We start from the raw sequence: 15,399 nt of genomic DNA on the forward strand, positions 1-15,399 counted from the left end.
CGATCGGCTGCCCCTCGTTACCCGAACTGGCCGGGCTGGTAGTCGCCCGCGGGCTGCTGGACCATGACGTTCAGGCGGTTGAAGGCGTTGATGATGGCGATGATCGACACCAGCGAGGCGAGCTGCTCCTCGTCGTAGTACTTGGCGGCGTTCGCCCAGGCCTCGTCCGTGACCCCACCGGCCGCGTCGGCGATGCGGGTGCCCTGTTCCGTCAGCTCCAGGGCCGCGCGCTCGGCGTCGGTGAACACGGTCGCCTCTCGCCAGGCCGCGACCAGGTTGAGGCGTACCGAGGTCTCCCCCGCGTGGGCGGCGTCCTTGGTGTGCATGTCGGTGCAGAAGCCGCAGCCGTTGATCTGGCTGGCGCGGAGCCTGACCAGCTCCTGGGTCGCGGCCGGCAGTGTCGACTCCCCGATCACCTTGCCCGCCGAGACGATGTGCTTCAGCGACTTGACTGCGAGCGGGATCTCGAAAAGGTTCAGACGGGCTTCCATGGTGCACTCCCTTGCCGTTGTTGGCGGATACACCTCTATGACGGGCCGGCCCGGCGAGATGTGACATCGCCGAATGTGACGCGCGTCTCGGTGGGGGAGAATCGGGGGCACGTCCGCTCTCGCCCGTCAGCAGGAGTCGCCCATGTCCATCCGCCGAGTCATGCCCGACATCCGATCGGAGGCCATGGAGGAGAGCCGGGACTTCTACGGCCTCCTGGGGTTCGAAGAGGTCATGAACCTGGGCTGGGTCATGACGCTCGCCTCTCCTTCCAACCCCACAGCACAAGTCACCTTCATGAGCCAGGACAAGAGCGCGCCGGTCGTGCCCGACATGAGTGTCGAGGTGGACGACGTGGATGCGGTCCATGCGGCGATGCGGGAGAGCGGCGCGGAGATCGTGCACCCCTTGCAGGACGAGGAGTGGGGGGTACGCCGGTTCTTCGTCCGTGACCCCAACGGCAAGGTGGTCAACGTGCTGAGCCACCAATGACACCATCCGGTGCCCCAGCGTCAGGACTGAGGTGCCGTTTCGAGTTCCCTCTTCAGGTTCCGCAAAGTCCTGTCGATGTTGCGTACCTGGAAGTCCGCGAACGTGTGGCCTCCGGTGGCGACGCGGTCGAACACGCTGGTCACGAAGGTCGGCCAGGAGCGTCGGTCGTCGGTCCAGGTCTCGGTGACCCGCGTGGCATCGCCGTCCTGTTCGAAGCGGTACTCCCAGGTGGCGATCGGGCCTCTCAGGCGGGGGCGGTTGAGCCCGATCGCGTGAACCCGGAAGGCGAAACGGCTGCCCGGCTCTGCCGCCGTCACCGTGCATCGAGTCACCCAGCGGAAGGCGCCACGCTTGTTGCGCCCATCGAATGTCGACCCGAGTGGAGCCGATTCATCGGGTGCCGACACGGTCGCGCCGAGGTTCTCCGGGCTCCATCGCCCCATGTGGGCAGGGCGGCTGATCGCCTCGTACGCGACCGCCGGTGGCACCTCGATGAGGACGCTGCGGGACACGGTGAAGGTACGGGGCACGATGGACTCCTTTTCCCGGCACATAAATTACTTGCCAGTAACCATCATGTCACGGAGGCCCGTTCGGCCCCGGCGGGGTATGCCGTAGCGCCGCACCATACGAACCGGGCTGTCAGGTGCGGCCGTCGGCCTCTGTCTCCCACTCGTGTGCCGGGAGGTCCAGGAGTCGTTTGATCCGGGCGGGGTCCGGCAGCGGGCCATGATCACCCGTCACCTTGAGTGCCGACGCGGCCGTGATGTGTCCGAGCCGCAGCACGCGCTCCATTCCCCCGCCACGCAGCAGGCCGGCCAGGAATCCGGCGGCGAAAGCGTCACCCGCGCCGACGGGCTCCACCACGTCCGTGCGGAGAGCGGGCACCGTCCACGCACCCTCGTGGCCGAAGGCGGTGGCCGCATGACCGCCGTCCTTGACGACGAGGAGGCGCGGGTGCGGCAACAGCTTCCGTACGTCGGCCGGTTCGAGGTCGGCGTCCCACAGTTCCTGTGCCTCGTCGAGGCCGACGAAGGTGATGTCGGCACGGTCGGCCAGGTCGCGCAGCACGGGGGCGGCCGTCCCGGGCGGCCACAGTGGCGGGCGGTGATTGACGTCGAAGCTGATGGCGTACGGGCGCTCGGCGGGCGGAGTGGCGAGTGCCTCCACGACCATGCTCCGGCAGGACGGCGACAGTGCCGGGGTCACGCCCGTCAGGTGGACGACGGAGGCCGACCGCAGCCTCGTGTCGTCCAGTACCTCGGGTCCCAGCGCCGAGGCCGCCGAGTTGCCGCGGTAGTAGTGGACGCGGGTACGGGTGCCGGTCGGCTCCTTCACGAGCAGGCCCGTGGGCCGTTCCGGGTCGGAGCGCACGCCGCTGACGTCGACGCCCGCCGCACCGACCGCGGCACGCACACGCCGCCCCAACGCGTCGTCACCCAGCGCCGACAGCCAGGAGACAGGGACGCCCAGGTCTGCCAGGTACATCGCCACGTTCGACTCGGCCCCGGCCACCGACACACGCAGATCCTCGGCGGTCTCCAGCGACTCGGAGGGTGCGGGAGCCAGGGCGGCCATGGTTTCGCCGATGCAGACCACCGGTCTTTCGGCAGGCCTCCAGCCGTCCTTCATGACCTCTCCCCCGGGAACGACGCCGATCCGTCGTGTCGGTAGGCAGTCACCGGCCGTCCCGGCACGTCGACACGGGCGGTGAACAACGCACCGTCGTAGGGACCCGGCTCGGCAAGTCCCACACGGGCAGTCGTGATGTGGAGGAGGTCCTCCTCCAGGCACACACCGGCGGGCTGTCGTGCGGGCAGACCAAGTGCGCGGTCCAGGTGGCCGTCCGGCAGATACCGACGTACGGATCCCGTGCCCCACACCGCTACCCATACGGCGCCTTCGACGTCCACCACCATGCCGTCGGGGCTGCCGTCGTCGACGGTGACGAACACCTCCGGGGTCCCGAGTTCGGCGGTGGCCGGGTCGACCGGGTAGCGGTTGATGACTCCCCGGGCGCTGTCGGCCAGGTACATGGTGGCGCCGTCGGCCGTGAAGGCCGGCCCGTTCGGCACCGTGATGTTGTCGAGGACGCGGGTCACCGTGCCGTCGTGGTCCACCCGGTAGAGGGAGCCGGCTCCCTCGTCGGCGTCGTAGGCCATGCTGCCCGCCCAGAAGCGGCCGAACGGGTCGGTGGTCGCGTCGTTCATGCGCATGGGCCGTGCGGCGTCCGCTTCGGGCTGTGCCAGCCACCGCGTCGATCCGTCGGGACCAAGCAGGCAGATCCCGGTGCCCGCGGCGGCGATCCAGGTGCCGGGCACATCGGCCACGGGGGCTACCGCGCCCAGGGGAACTGGCAGTTGGGCCAGTTGTCGCAAGGCGTCGGTGGGATGACCGACGGCGGTGAGCAGACGGCCGGCGAGGATGTCCACGAGCACGATGCCGCTGTCGGTCCAGCGAATGCCCTCGCCGAGTTCCAGACGGTCGGGACGGAGAGCCTCGGCGACGGCTTCCGCAACGGCTCCGGCTCCGGCTCCGGCTGAGCCTGCGGTGTCCCCTTCGGTTTCTGTGCGCGCTGCGGCCTCGGTGTGCGGTGCAGCCTCGGTGTGCGGTGCGGCTTCGGTCACGGCGTGTCTTTCCGTACGACGGTCAGGAAGGCGCGGACTCGGTCGCGCAGCGCGGTCAGGCTGCCGCCGTCGGCGGCGTCTCCGATCAGCGGTGAGCCGACTCCGACCGCGGTCGCTCCGGCGGCCAGATACGCCCGGGCGGCGGCCTCGTCGACACCGCCCACCGGCACGAACAGTTCGTGCGGGAACGGGCCGCGCAGGGCCTTGAGGTAGGCGGGGCCGCCGGCCTGGGCTGCCGGGAAGATCTTCAGCGCGGCGGCGCCGAGGGGGCGTGCGGCCAGGATTTCGGTGGGGGTCATGACTCCGGCCAGGACGGGCAGGCCGAGTTCGTGTGCCGCGACGACGCCTTCACCGAGTGCGGGGGTGACGGCGAAGTTCGCGCCGGCCTGCTGGGCGGCGCGAGCGTCGTCGGCGGTCAGGACCGTGCCCGCGCCGAGGGGCCGGTCGGGGCCGAGCGCCTTGCGTCCCTGCTCGATGACGGACAGGGCGTCCGCGCCGGTCAGGGAGACCTCGATCAGCTCGACGCCTTCCTCGGCGAGGGTCAGCACGGTGCGTAGCGAGGCCTCGGAGTCGGTGCCGCGGATGATCGCGACCAGGCGGTGGGCGGCCAGGGCCGCTCGCAGATCCATGGACGAGCTCTCCTTTTCACGCGGGTTCACAACGGCTCATACAGGTTCATCGAGAGTCACACAGGTCGGTTCACGTACAGCGGCAGTTCGCGGTCAGTGTCAGGCGCCATCGCACCTCTCCCGAGGCGGGTACGAGGGCAGCCTCGCCGGGGCCCGCCTCGGCGAGGTCGAAGACGCGCCCGAGCATCGGTTCGACGCCCGTGCTGCGGTAGGGGCCCATGGCGGGGAAGCCTCCCAGGTTGCGCCACAGGGCGATGGACACGGGCTGTCCGTCGGCTTCGAGGGCCAGCGACAGACTGTCGGCCTCGTCGTGGACGCAGCAGCGGGAGGCGTCCACGACGGCTCCGACGGCGGTTCCGTCGTCCGGACCGAGTTGGTCCAGGCGCAGTCCGCAGGGTGCGGGCCAGCTCCCTTCGACCCAGGCGGCGCCTTGCGGCCACGCCCGGTCCAGCAGCGGCGCCGCCTCGGGGAAGAGGCGGGTGTCCGCTCCGTCGCGGATGTGCAGCGTCGCCCGGTCGGTGAGGTCGAGCAGGGCGTGTGCGGCCCACACGAAACGAAAGCCCGCCTCGGCCTTCAGCACGTAGTCGGCCTCGGCCCCGTCGGTGGTGCCGCGGATCGTGCGGGTCAGGGTGAAGCGGTCGCAGCGGACGGCGTCGCTGTCACCGTCGCGCGTCCAGCGCCGTGACCAGGCGTCACCGTGGTCGGGGGCGCCGCGGACCGTGGGGATGCACTCCTCCAGTCCGCCCGCGTCCACGAAGGCGTCACCGGGTGACACGCTCCGCCGCTCGGGTACCTCGCGCCGCCAGAGCCATTCGCGCCCCGCGGTACGCAGTGAGGTCCAACGACCGCCGTGGACAAGGTCGGTGACGATGTCCATCGGTACGGTCACCACTCCGCGAAGGAACCGTCGAGGTGCCGCCACACGGGATTGCGCCAGGCGTGACCGGTGCGGTCGGCGGCGCGTACGGCGGCTTCGTCGATGGTGATGCCGAGGCCTGGGGCGTCGCCGCGGGAGGCGTGGCCGTCGACGAACCGGAACGGCTCGGTGTCGACGAGGTAGGAGAGCAGGTCGGCGTCCTTGTTGTAATGGATGCCACGGCTCTGCTCCTGGATCAGGAAGTTCGGGGTGGCGAACGCGATCTGGAGACTGGCCGCGAGCGCGATGGGGCCGAGGGGGCAGTGCGGGGCGAGTTGGGCGCCGTAGGTCTCGGCGAGCGAGGCGATGCGGTGCACCTCCGAGATGCCGCCGGCGTGGGACAGGTCGGGCTGGGCGACCGCGATGCCCGCTGCGAGTACGGGCAGGAACTCGGCGCGTCCGTAGAGCCGTTCACCGGTGGCGAGCGGTACGGGGCTCGCGGCGACCAGCCCTGCCAGCAGATGGCCGTGCTCGGGTACGACGGGTTCCTCGACGAACAGCGGGTGCAGCGGGGCGAGTTCGGCGAGGACCCGGCGGGCGCCCGCGGCGGTGAAGCGGCCGTGGAAGTCGACGGCGACATCGCGGTCCGGGCCGAGTGCCTCGCGGGCGGCGGCCACGCGGGCGACGACCGCGGCGGTTTCGGCGGCGGTGGGGACCGGTGAGGTGGCTCCGGCGGCGTTCATCTTCACCGCGGTGAAGCCCGCCTCGACCTGGGCGGCTATCTGCTCGGTCAGCTCGGCGGGTTCGTCGCCGCCCACCCAGGCATAGACCCGGACGCGGTCGCGCACCGGGCCGCCCAGCAAGGCGTGCACGGGAGCGCCGTACGCCTTCCCGGCGATGTCCCACAGGGCCTGGTCGAGGCCGGCGACGGCGCTGGAGAGGACCGGGCCGCCACGGTAGAAGCCGCCCTTGGTGAGCACCTGCCAGTGGTCCTGGATGCGCAGCGGGTCCTGGCCGACGAGGTATTCGGCCAGGACGTCCACGGCGGCTCGGACGACTTCGGCGCGCCCTTCGACGACCGGTTCTCCCCAGCCGACCACGCCCTCGTCAGTCTCGACGCGGCAGAACAGCCAGCGGGGCGGGACCAGGAAGGTCTCGATGCGGGTGATCTTCACTGGGAGCGGGAGCCTTCCACGGAATCGGAATCGGAGACCGAATCGGCGTCGGACTCGGCGTCGGAGTCGCCGACGCGGTCCAGATCGCGGCCGGCCTGGTCGAGCAGGGCACGCATCGCGGCCTCGGCGGCCCCCGGGTCCCGGTCGCGTACGGCGTCCAGGACGGCGCGGTGGGCCGGGACCGGGTCCTCGCTGTGCGGGGAGCTGTGCACGATGCGGTCGCGGTGTGCCAGGCCGGACTCGATGACCATCTCCATGCGTTCGAGGAGTTCGTTGTGGGTGGCGGTGAGCAGGGCGCGGTGGAAGGCGAGGTCGGACTCGACGGCGTGGGCGGCGTCGCCGTCCTGCTCCCCCATCGCCTCGATGGCGGCGTCCAGAGCTGCCAGGTCCTCGTCGGTGCGGCGCTCGGCGGCCAGGCGCACGGCGGCGGGTTCGATGATGGCGCGTACTTCGGCGAGGTTGTGCAGCAGCGCCCGGTCGGACGCGTTGGTGCGGCCGCCCTCGAACTGCCAGCGCAGCACGTCGGCGTCGAGCAGGTTCCACTCGGCGCGGGTGCGCACGAAGGTGCCGCGCCGCTGGCGGGCGTCGACCATTCCCTTGGCGGCGAGCACCTTGAGCGACTCGCGGAGCGCGGTCAGGCTCACGTCCAGCTCGCTCTGCAGTGCCACCAGGTCCAGCGTGGCCCCCTCGGGGATCTCACCGCCCAGGATGCGACGGGCGAGGAGTTCCACGGTCTGTCCGTGCACGCCGCGACGGGCATAGGGCGTCATGTCGTACAGCCTTTCTGCTGTTGAGGGAGCGTGGTCATGCGGAGGCCTTGACGACGCTCCAGCCGCCGTCCACGACGAGGCTCGTCCCGGTGATGTAGGAGGCTTCGTCGGCGCTGAGGAAGGCGATGGCGGCGGCGACCTCCTCGGGGGAGCCGAAGCGGTGCACCGCCGTCTCGGCGATGCTGCGTTCCCGGTCCTCGGGCGGGACCCTGTCCCAGGCGGCGGTCAGGATCGGGCCCGGGACGACGGCGTTGACGCGTACCTCGGGCCCGTATTCGACGGCGAGTTGGCCGCACAGGGAGAGCAGGGCGCCCTTGGAGGCGGCGTAGGCGGGATGGCCGGGGATGCCCTTGTGGGCGTGGACGGACGAGGTCAGCACGACCGCGCCCCGCCGGTCCCGCAGATCGGGCAGCACCGCCCGGAAGCCGAGGAAGCTGCCGGTGAGGTTGACGTCGAGCTGCCGCTGCCACGAGGGGAGGGACATCGCGTGGGCGGGGGTGACGTCGACGGTGAAGGCGTTGCTGACGAGGACGTCCACGGGCCCGTAGTCGTGCGCCGCGGCGGCGACTCGGCTCCAGTCGTCCTCGGCCGCGACGTCGGCGGTCACGAACCGGGCCCGGCCGCCGTCCTTGCCGATCCGCTCCGCCACGGCCTCGCCCCGCTCCTCGGCCAGGTCGACGAGTACGACGGCGGCTCCCTCCTCGGCGAGGCGTGCGGCCGTGGCGGCTCCGATGCCGGAGGCCGCTCCGGTGACCACGGCCGTGCGGCCGCCGAAGCGGGCTCCGTGCCGTCGTACGGGCTGGTCCATCGTGGGGTTCGACTCCTTCGCGGGCGTGGGACGGTTGATCGGCCGTCCTGAGAACATATGCCGGACCGGGCTCACTGGCGTATCAGCACCACCAGTTCGGCGTCATGGTCGGCGCTCCACGCGAACGGCAGTCCGTAGTGGAGCAGATGGGCTCCGCTGTACGTCGTCCCCGTCGCGGTGTCGCGGTAGTGCGCCGCCGGTTCCAGGTCCCGCAGCCGCAGCCGGTCGGGCCGCCCGGGCACGAGCGGGGCCCCGTCCAGGCGACCGGTGCCGAGCGCGGCGACGACCGTACGGTCGTCGAGGTCGTACTGCACGCCGCAGGTGCTGTCGTCGGGCGTGCCGAGGAGTCGGGCCTCTCCCCGATGGACGACGTCCCTCACCTCTTTGTACCGGGCGGTCCACCCGGCGGCCTCGGCCCGCTCCTGTGGTGTCCAGGCGCGCAGGTCGGCGCCGATGCCGAGGACGCCGCAGATGGCGTTGACGAAGCGAAAGGCGAGGCTGCGGGGGCGTGGGTCGAAGACGCCGGGGGCGTCGGTCACCCAGGAGCTCATGACGTGCGGGGCGTGGGCGTGCAGGAACCCGTACTGGATCGAAAACCGGTCCAGGGGAGCTGTGTTGTCGCTGGGCCAGACGACGTCGGTGCGGGCGATGGTCGCGTGCTCGATCCGCCCGCCGCCGCCCGCGCAGCCCTCGACGGTGACGTCGGGACGGGCGGCACGCAGATGGTCCAGGACGCGCAGGTACCCGGCGACGTGCTCCGCGTCCAGGTCGACAGGTCCGGCACCGGGTCGCCCGCGCTCGGTGGGCGGGCGGTTCATGTCCCACTTGAGGTAGCTGATGTCGTAGGCGCCGAGCAGCCGGTCGAGCGTGCCGATCACGAAGTCCTGGACATCCGTGCGGCCCAGGTCGAGCAGCAACTGGTTGCGGACCAGGCGGGCGGGGCGGCCCTCGATCCGGTAGACCCACTCGGGGTGTTCGGCGTAAAGGCGGCTGGTCGGGCTGACAGCCTCGGGCTCGACCCACAGGCCGAAGTCCAGCCCGAGCGCCCGGATGTCCTCGACGAACGGGCCGAAGCCCTGCGGGAACGCCGCCGGGTCCGGGTACCAGTCACCCAGCCCCCCGGTGTCGTCGCCGCGGCCGGTGAACCATCCGTCGTCGACGACGAACAGTTCGGCGCCGATGTCGGCGGCCAGCTTGGCCAGTTCCAGTTGGCCGGCCGCGTCGACGTCGAAGCCGGTGGCCTCCCAGGAGTTGTAGAGCACCTTGCGGGAGCGGTGCAGTCGCTCGCCGGAGAGGTGGCGTTCGTAGCGGTGCCAGACGCGGGAAAGCCCGTCGAGGCCGTCGGGGCTGAAGGCGCAGGCGAGGCGGGGGGTGGTGATGGTTTCGCCGGGTGCCAGGTGGACGACGCCCTCGTGCGGCACTCGCCCGGCGCGGACGCGCACGCTGCCGCCCGGCTCCGCCTCGGCGGTGATGTGCCAGTTGCCGGGCCATTCGAGGGCGATGGCGTAGGCCGCCTCGGCCTCCCCGTCCTGCACGGCGAGCCAGGGAGCGTACGCGTGTCCGGGCGCGCCCTGGAGGCTGCCCATGGTGAACGTACCTCTGGCCAGGTCGAGTTGGGTTCGCTGGAACTCCTGGGACCACTGGCCGGTGAGATAGGTCAGCCGGGCGGTACCCGTGACGGGGATGTTCACGGCGGCCGAGTCGAGCCGCTCCAGGCGCAGTTCCCGCGTGGCGGTCAGTTCGGTCCAGCGGAGGATCACGTCCGTGCCCGGAACCGTCTCGTAGCAGAGGACCGTGCGCAGTCCCAGGACGTCGTCGGTGAAGGTGAGCCGCAGGCTGCCCTCCCCCTCCTCCGCGCCCTCGAAGTCCCACCACACGCCACGGTCCTGACCCGGGCGTGCCGCGACCAGCTCGGACCCGGTGAACGGCCGTAGCCCGTACGGCAGATACTCCGCGGGCGCCGCGTCGGCAGGGGTGACGAAGTGGGTCCGACGGGACCAGTCGAGGGCGGAGGGACCGTCCTCGACGCCGAGCGGGCCCCAGGCGTCGAGTTCGGCCCAGGGTCCGTCCGGGGACAGACGGACGGTGTAGCTGGTGTGCTCGGTGCGCAGCGTCCAGCGCGGGTACGACGTCACTTCACCGCTCCCAGGTTGAGGCCGGCCACGAAGTGCCGCTGGAACCGCAGGAACACGATCACGGTGGGCGCGGCGGCGATGACCGAGCCGGCGGCGATCACGTTCCACATCGATACGTACTGTCCCTGAAGTCCGATGAGGGCCGCGGTGATCGGCATCTTCGTGTCGCTGCGCAGCACGGTGATGGCCCAGAGCAGGTCGTTGAAGATCCAGGTGAAGGACAGGGCGCTGAGGGCGGCCAGAGCGGGGCGGGTGAGCGGGAGGATGATCCGCCAGAAGATCTGCCAGGGCCCCGCGCCGTCGACGACCGCCGCCTGCTGGATCTCGGCCGGTATGGAGCGCATGAAGCCGTGCAGGACGAAGACGTAGAAGCCCACGCCGAAGCCGATCTGTACGCCGATCAGCGCGGGCAGCGTGTCGAAGACGCCCATCTGCTCGCTGAGCTTGGAGACCGGGATGAGCAGGATCTGCGGCGGGAGCAGGTTGCCGCCGAGCATGAGCAGCAACAGGGAGCGGCGGAAGGGCAGTTCGTAGCGGCTGAGCGAGAAGGCGGCCATCGCGGCCAGCGCGAGCGTCACCAGGACGCACGGCACGGTGACCAGCAGGCTGTTGATCAGGGCGCGCTGCTGGCCGCCGTCGTTCCAGGCCTGGCCGAAGTTGTCGAGGGTGAAGGACTGCGGCCAGCTGCCCAGGCCGTTCGCGGCGATGTCGTCGAAGGAGCGCAGGCTGGTCACCAGGACCAGGGCGATGGGCAGCAGCCACAGGAGGGCCAACGTCCCGGCGCCCAGGTGGAATCCGGCGGTCGCGGCCCTCTTGCGGCGCAGGGCCGTGGACGTGGCGGACATCAGTCGGCCTCCCGGAACGCGCGGACGAGGTAGGAGCAGATGACGCCGAAGGCCAGGACGAAGATGACGACGGCGAGTGCGGAGCCGTAGCCAAGTCGCAGGGACTGGAAGGCGGTTGAGTACATGTAGGTGCTCAGCAGCTCGGACGAGTGGTAGGGGCCGCCGCGGGTCAGCGACCACACGACGTCAAAGGAGCGCAGCGAGTCGATGACGATGACGGACAGAACGACCGCGTTGACGCTGCGCAGTTGGGGCAGGGTGACGTGGCGGAGGCGTTGCCAGGCGCTTGCGCCGTCGGCCTTGGCCGCCTCGTACAGCGCCGGGTCGATGCCCTTGAGGCCGGCGAGGTAGAGGACCATGACGTAGCCGATCTGCCGCCAGAGCGCGGGCACGATGACCGCGTACAGGGCGGTGTCCTGGTCGGCGAGCCAGGCGTGGCGCAGGCTGCCGAGGCCGACCGATTCCAGAAGTTGGTTCAGGACGCCGTCGGGCTGGTAGATCGCCTGCCAGACCAGGGCGGTGGCGACCAGGGAGAAGACGACGGGCAGGAAGAGGGCCGCGCGGTAGAAGCCGACGCCGCGCCGCTCCTGCTGGAGCAGCAGCGCGGCCGCCAGGCCGAGCAGGGCGGAGAGACCGCCGAAGAGGACGAGCCACAGCACGGTGTGGCCCGCCGCGCTGCGGAAGACCTCGTCGTGGGCCATCTCCCGGAAGTTGTCAAGGCCGACGAACTGCGGTGCGGAGACTCCGTCCCAGCGGGTGAGGGCGAGGTAGAAGCCCTGCAGGGCGGGCCAGAACACCCATACCGCTTCGGCGAGAAGCGGGACGAGGACGAACGCGAGCACCAGCGGGGGCGTACGGCGCGGGCCCCCGGTCCGCCTGCCGCGGGGCGACGGCGGGGCCGGGGACTTCCGTTCGGGCGCGGTCAGGACTGCCATGTCAGGCGTTCCAGATCTTCTCGGCGTCGCGCTGCCAGCCGGTGAGGATGCTGCCGATCTCCTTCGGCTTGGCCAGGAACCTGGTCAATGCGGTGTCCGCGGTGGGCTGGAGGGCGTCGCTGGAGTCCCGGTTGAAGAACTGGGTGATCTCGGCGGCCTCCTCGACGTGAGCGCGGCCCTTCTTCACCAGGGCGGTGCCGGCGTCCGTCGCCTTCGGGTTGCACGGCAGGACGGTGCCCGACGAGCCCTTGATGTAGATCTCCTGGGACTCGGCGGTGGCGAGATAGCTCATCAGGTCGACGACCTGCTCGCGGCGGCCGGTGCGGGCGCTGGCGAAGTAGCCGTCGACCGGGGCCTCTTCGGCGAGCGGGACCTTCGGGTCGATGACGGGGAAGCGGAAGAAGTCGATGTCGTCCAGGGCGTCCTTGGGCGCCGCGTCGGCGAAGAAGGTGCCGATGAGCATCATGCCGCTGCGGCCGTTGAGCAGGGTGGTCGTGGCGTCCTGGAAGGGGACGGCGGCGCCGTTCGGGTCGAAGTACGGCAGCACCTCCTGCCAGCGGTCGAAGACCTTGCGCACCTCGGGGTCGTCGAACCGGTGCTTTCCGGCGAGGAGTTCGCGGTGGTACTCGGCGCCGTTGATCCGGATGTCGAGGTAGTCGAACCAGGCCGAGGCCACCCAGGCGGTGTTGCCGCCCGCGCCGAGGCCGATCGGGTCGACGCCCTTGCTCTTGAGCTTGTCGCACAGGTCGAGGAATTCGTCCCAGCTCTTCGGCTCGCTCACGCCCCACTTGGCGAAGTTGGACTTCCGGTAGAACATGCCCCACCAGTAGTAGGTGGCGGGGACGAAGACCTTCTTGCCGGAGCTCGCGGTGCACAGGGAGTTCAGGGCCTTGGAGTAGCTCTTGAGGTCGGGCGAGGCGTTCCAGACCTCACCGAGGTCGAGCAGCAGGTCCTTCTTCGCGTAGGCGTCCGCCACCGAGCCGGGGTACCAGGTGTACACGTCCGGCGGGTTGGCGGAGGTCAGGTAGGTCGGCAGCTGCGTACGGAAGGTCTCCGCGGCGACCGTGTTGAGGCTGGCTCGCCCCGACCCCTTCTTGGCGTACGCGGCGACGAGGTCCTGCATCGCGGCCTTGGCCTGCGGTGCGGACACGTTGGACTGGAGGGTCACGGCGCCCTTGGAGGAGCTCTTGCCGGAGGAGGTGGAGGTGACACAGCCGCTGAGAAGCGCCGTCGTCCCGGCGGCACCGAGTCCTGCGAGGAACCGGCGTCGGCCGGTCTGATGGTTCGTCATGGATGGCTCCCTGTGGATCCGCGCGGGCGGGGCGGCCCTCCTGACGGCCGGGCCCCGCTCGCGCGGATACAGATTCGCGTGGCACTCACGCCACGTCAAGAATAATTACTAATTTATTTGAACTGGGTCCGGTGCACGTAGCCGTCGACTCCGCGGAACACCGCGTCGACCGTGCCACCCGGCCCTGCCACCGCTCCGAGCGCGCCTTCGAAAGCCGCGCTGGGGAACTCCTGCCGCTTGGTCCAGCCCTGCCAGCCGCCGTTCTCGTACCGCTGCTGCCAGAGCGTGTAGTCGGAGGCCCGCGCGTACAGCACCACGGCGTCTCCCACCGCGACGAGTGTCGGGCTGCCGCTGACGGTCCCGCCGAGCGACGTCCACTGCGACCACTCCCCCGAGGCCGACGCCTCCCGGGACCGCGTCCACACGTCGTCCGCCGCGGAGCGCACGGCCACGTGGACCCGCCCTTGGGAGTCGACTGCGGCGGACGGCCGTCCGTACACCGGCCGGTCACCGGGCATGCCGAGCGAGGACCAGCCGGACGACGGGCCGCGCTGCACGACCTGCCCGTCGGAGCCAGTGGCGAACAGTGTCCAGTGCCCGGGGTCGGTGAACGCCACCGACGGCGCGTCGGTCACCCGGCCGCCCAGGCTCTGCCAGGCGCCCCAGCGGCCGTCGGCGAAGACCCGCCGGTACACCCGCGAGTCGGTGCCGCGCACGAAGACGTCGATCCGGCCGCCGGCCGAGGCGTACGCGGTGGGCTGGCCGAGGATCCTGCCCTTCGTGGGACCGCCGAGATCCCGAGGCCGGGCCCTGCCGTTGCCGTCGGCGGTGGCCGTGTGCTGGACGAGGGAGCCGTGCGGTCCGCGCAGGAACGTTGTGAGCGTGTCGCCGTCGCGTACCACTGACGGGCTCGCCGTGGCCCTCTGTCCCAGGCTGGTGCCGGGCAGGGCGTCGGCGCCGGTCAGCTTCAGGAACGCGGTGCCGTGCGCGGGGACCTCGACCGTGTACGAGTCGGTGTGGACGCCCCGGTCCGCCCTGGCCCGCAGGTCACGCACCTTCACCCCGCCGCCGAGCCCGACGTCGGAGAACCGGACAGTGCGCTCGACCGCCTTGTCAGAGCGGTTGAGCAGCACGACCGCGCGCCTGCCGTCGCCTGCGAGGACCTTGCTGTAGACGTCGCCGACGGAGTCACTGGCCACCCGTACGCCCTGGACGGCGAGGGGGTCCTGGTCGACGGCGATGATCTCCGGGTTGCGCAGCGTCCTGATCATCGAGTCCGACAGGGTGCGCGGATCGGATCCGATGACCAGCGGCGAGCCCATCTGGGCCCACATCACGAACTGTGTGGTGGACTCCTCCTGCGTCAGCTCCAGGGATCCGTCGCCCATGCGCCGCATGGGGATGAGGTAGTCCGGGTCGTTGTAGTGGCCGGGCCCCTGCGCCTCGGGATGCCAGGCGTTCGCGTCCATGTTGCGCAGCACGTTGGGCCACTGTCCGGGGCTCGGGGTGCCCCAGGCGATGTCCGTGCCGGTTCGCCAGGAGTCGGCGATCGTCGGGGCGTAGACGTACGAGTTGTGCGCGTCCTGCTCGGGTGTGTGCGGCAGGCCCCAGTCGTCGGTGAGCGGGTTGCAGAGGTTGAGCAGCATCTTGCGGCCGGACTTGGCCACCGCGTCGCTGAACTCCTTGAACGCCGGGCCCGGATCGAGCTTGGCGCCGATCCCACACAGGAAGTCGACCTTGACCGCGTCGATCTTCCAGTCGGCGAACTGCCGGGCGTCCTCCTCGTAGTGGCCCCTGCTGCCGAGGCCGCAGGTCTTGCCGCCGTCGTAGGCGCCGGCGTCGGTGTAGATGCCCGCCTTGAGGCCACGTTTGTGCAGGTAGGAGACCAGCGCGGGGATGCCGGAGGGGAAGCGGTCCGGATGGGCGGCCAACCGCCCTTGCGCGTCACGTGGGTTGTCGGCCTGCCAGCCGCCGTCCAGCCACACGATGTCGTAGCCGCTGTCGCGCAGACCGCTGCTGACCAGCTTGTCCGCCACGGAGCGCACCGCCTGTTCGGTGGGTGCGCCCAGGCCGTAGTAGGTGTTCCAGCCCATGTAGGGCGTCGGCGCGAGACCACTGTCGTAGTACTCGGGCGCGCCCTGGTCGACGGCGCCCCGATCGGCGCCGGTCTGCGCCGTGGCCGCCGGGGCGGCGGTCACCGCCAGCACGGTTGCGATCGCGACCGCGGTGGCACGGCGCGTCAGTCTGGACGCCGCGGGTGTGCGGACCTGCGGGTGTGAAGTCACTTGCCTCTCCCGAGGGTTGGGAAGCACGAGGACGTGACGCGGGCCGCGCTGCGACAGGGGGC

The 15,399-nt window shown here is 70.9% G+C and carries 15 protein-coding genes; 1 reads left to right on the forward strand and 14 read right to left on the reverse strand.

The features are described from left to right. Window positions 1-17: 17 nt before the first annotated feature. The gene (locus tag ACZ5VQ_RS32445; protein ID WP_469108042.1) at window positions 18-491 is read right to left on the reverse strand and encodes a carboxymuconolactone decarboxylase family protein; all 474 of its coding nucleotides are present in this window, start codon (window positions 489-491) and stop codon (window positions 18-20) included. 142 nt (window positions 492-633) lie between these two features. Between ACZ5VQ_RS32445 and ACZ5VQ_RS32450 the strand changes: the two genes are divergently transcribed. Beyond that, window positions 634-981, forward strand: coding sequence for a VOC family protein (locus tag ACZ5VQ_RS32450; protein WP_269647751.1), 348 nt, complete (start codon window positions 634-636; stop codon window positions 979-981). A 20-nt stretch (window positions 982-1,001) separates the two neighbouring features. Here the strand turns inward: ACZ5VQ_RS32450 and ACZ5VQ_RS32455 are convergent, their stop codons facing one another. The 13 genes from ACZ5VQ_RS32455 to ACZ5VQ_RS32515 form a co-directional block, all read right to left on the reverse strand. Then, window positions 1,002-1,511, reverse strand: a complete 510-nt coding sequence (locus tag ACZ5VQ_RS32455) for an SRPBCC family protein (RefSeq protein WP_469108043.1) — start codon at window positions 1,509-1,511, stop codon at window positions 1,002-1,004. Window positions 1,512-1,623: 112 nt separating this feature from the next. Beyond that, window positions 1,624-2,613: a sugar kinase gene (locus ACZ5VQ_RS32460; RefSeq protein ID WP_469108044.1), complete on the reverse strand. Its 990-nt coding sequence runs from the start codon at window positions 2,611-2,613 to the stop codon at window positions 1,624-1,626. Beyond that, on the reverse strand, window positions 2,610-3,461 hold the full coding sequence (locus ACZ5VQ_RS32465; RefSeq protein WP_469108257.1) for an SMP-30/gluconolactonase/LRE family protein: 852 nt from the start codon (window positions 3,459-3,461) through the stop codon (window positions 2,610-2,612). The genes ACZ5VQ_RS32460 and ACZ5VQ_RS32465 overlap by 4 nt, the downstream gene beginning before the upstream one ends. A gap of 143 nt (window positions 3,462-3,604) precedes the next feature. Continuing rightward, window positions 3,605-4,237 (reverse strand): bifunctional 4-hydroxy-2-oxoglutarate aldolase/2-dehydro-3-deoxy-phosphogluconate aldolase, encoded by a 633-nt coding sequence (locus ACZ5VQ_RS32470; protein WP_469108045.1) that lies wholly within the window; start codon window positions 4,235-4,237, stop codon window positions 3,605-3,607. A gap of 70 nt (window positions 4,238-4,307) precedes the next feature. Further along, on the reverse strand, window positions 4,308-5,114 hold the full coding sequence (locus ACZ5VQ_RS32475) for a hypothetical protein (RefSeq protein WP_469108258.1): 807 nt from the start codon (window positions 5,112-5,114) through the stop codon (window positions 4,308-4,310). An 8-nt stretch (window positions 5,115-5,122) separates the two neighbouring features. Further along, on the reverse strand, window positions 5,123-6,268 hold the full coding sequence (dgoD, locus tag ACZ5VQ_RS32480) for a galactonate dehydratase (RefSeq protein WP_469108046.1): 1,146 nt from the start codon (window positions 6,266-6,268) through the stop codon (window positions 5,123-5,125). Beyond that, on the reverse strand, window positions 6,265-7,038 hold the full coding sequence (locus ACZ5VQ_RS32485) for a FadR/GntR family transcriptional regulator (protein WP_469108047.1): 774 nt from the start codon (window positions 7,036-7,038) through the stop codon (window positions 6,265-6,267). Before ACZ5VQ_RS32485 ends, dgoD begins: the two co-directional genes overlap by 4 nt. Window positions 7,039-7,072: 34 nt before the next feature. Next, the gene (locus ACZ5VQ_RS32490; RefSeq protein WP_469108048.1) at window positions 7,073-7,846 is read right to left on the reverse strand and encodes an SDR family NAD(P)-dependent oxidoreductase; all 774 of its coding nucleotides are present in this window, start codon (window positions 7,844-7,846) and stop codon (window positions 7,073-7,075) included. 71 nt (window positions 7,847-7,917) lie between these two features. Then, entirely contained in the window at window positions 7,918-9,981 is a 2,064-nt protein-coding gene (locus ACZ5VQ_RS32495) for an alpha-galactosidase (protein ID WP_469108049.1), read from the reverse strand. Next, a complete protein-coding gene (locus ACZ5VQ_RS32500) occupies window positions 9,978-10,826 on the reverse strand; it encodes a carbohydrate ABC transporter permease (protein ID WP_469108050.1) in 849 nt (282 codons plus the stop codon). Before ACZ5VQ_RS32500 ends, ACZ5VQ_RS32495 begins: the two co-directional genes overlap by 4 nt. Further along, a complete protein-coding gene (locus tag ACZ5VQ_RS32505) occupies window positions 10,826-11,761 on the reverse strand; it encodes a carbohydrate ABC transporter permease (protein WP_469108051.1) in 936 nt (311 codons plus the stop codon). The genes ACZ5VQ_RS32500 and ACZ5VQ_RS32505 overlap by 1 nt, the downstream gene beginning before the upstream one ends. Before the next feature lies 1 nt (window position 11,762). After that, entirely contained in the window at window positions 11,763-13,052 is a 1,290-nt protein-coding gene (locus tag ACZ5VQ_RS32510; RefSeq protein WP_469108052.1) for an ABC transporter substrate-binding protein, read from the reverse strand. Between the two features lie 113 nt (window positions 13,053-13,165). Next, window positions 13,166-15,337 carry a DUF8189 domain-containing protein gene (locus ACZ5VQ_RS32515; protein WP_469108053.1) on the reverse strand — a complete coding sequence of 724 codons (2,172 nt, stop codon included), beginning with the start codon at window positions 15,335-15,337 and terminating at the stop codon, window positions 13,166-13,168. Window positions 15,338-15,399 lie beyond the last annotated feature (62 nt).

The organism is Streptomyces sp. NPDC033178 (assembly GCF_055577685.1).

What these genes read in the sequence shown, in the direction of transcription:
- ACZ5VQ_RS32445 (WP_469108042.1), bottom strand. Translation starts at nt 491, where the DNA reads ATGGAAGCCCGTCTGAACCTTTTCGAGATCCCGCTCGCAGTCAAGTCG.
- ACZ5VQ_RS32485 (WP_469108047.1), bottom strand. Translation starts at nt 7,038, where the DNA reads ATGACGCCCTATGCCCGTCGCGGCGTGCACGGACAGACCGTGGAACTC.
- ACZ5VQ_RS32490 (WP_469108048.1), bottom strand. Translation starts at nt 7,846, where the DNA reads ATGGACCAGCCCGTACGACGGCACGGAGCCCGCTTCGGCGGCCGCACG.
- ACZ5VQ_RS32460 (WP_469108044.1), bottom strand. Translation starts at nt 2,613, where the DNA reads ATGAAGGACGGCTGGAGGCCTGCCGAAAGACCGGTGGTCTGCATCGGC.
- ACZ5VQ_RS32470 (WP_469108045.1), bottom strand. Translation starts at nt 4,237, where the DNA reads ATGGATCTGCGAGCGGCCCTGGCCGCCCACCGCCTGGTCGCGATCATC.
- ACZ5VQ_RS32450 (WP_269647751.1), top strand. Translation starts at nt 634, where the DNA reads ATGTCCATCCGCCGAGTCATGCCCGACATCCGATCGGAGGCCATGGAG.
- ACZ5VQ_RS32505 (WP_469108051.1), bottom strand. Translation starts at nt 11,761, where the DNA reads ATGGCAGTCCTGACCGCGCCCGAACGGAAGTCCCCGGCCCCGCCGTCG.
- ACZ5VQ_RS32475 (WP_469108258.1), bottom strand. Translation starts at nt 5,114, where the DNA reads ATGGACATCGTCACCGACCTTGTCCACGGCGGTCGTTGGACCTCACTG.
- ACZ5VQ_RS32510 (WP_469108052.1), bottom strand. Translation starts at nt 13,052, where the DNA reads ATGACGAACCATCAGACCGGCCGACGCCGGTTCCTCGCAGGACTCGGT.
- ACZ5VQ_RS32500 (WP_469108050.1), bottom strand. Translation starts at nt 10,826, where the DNA reads ATGTCCGCCACGTCCACGGCCCTGCGCCGCAAGAGGGCCGCGACCGCC.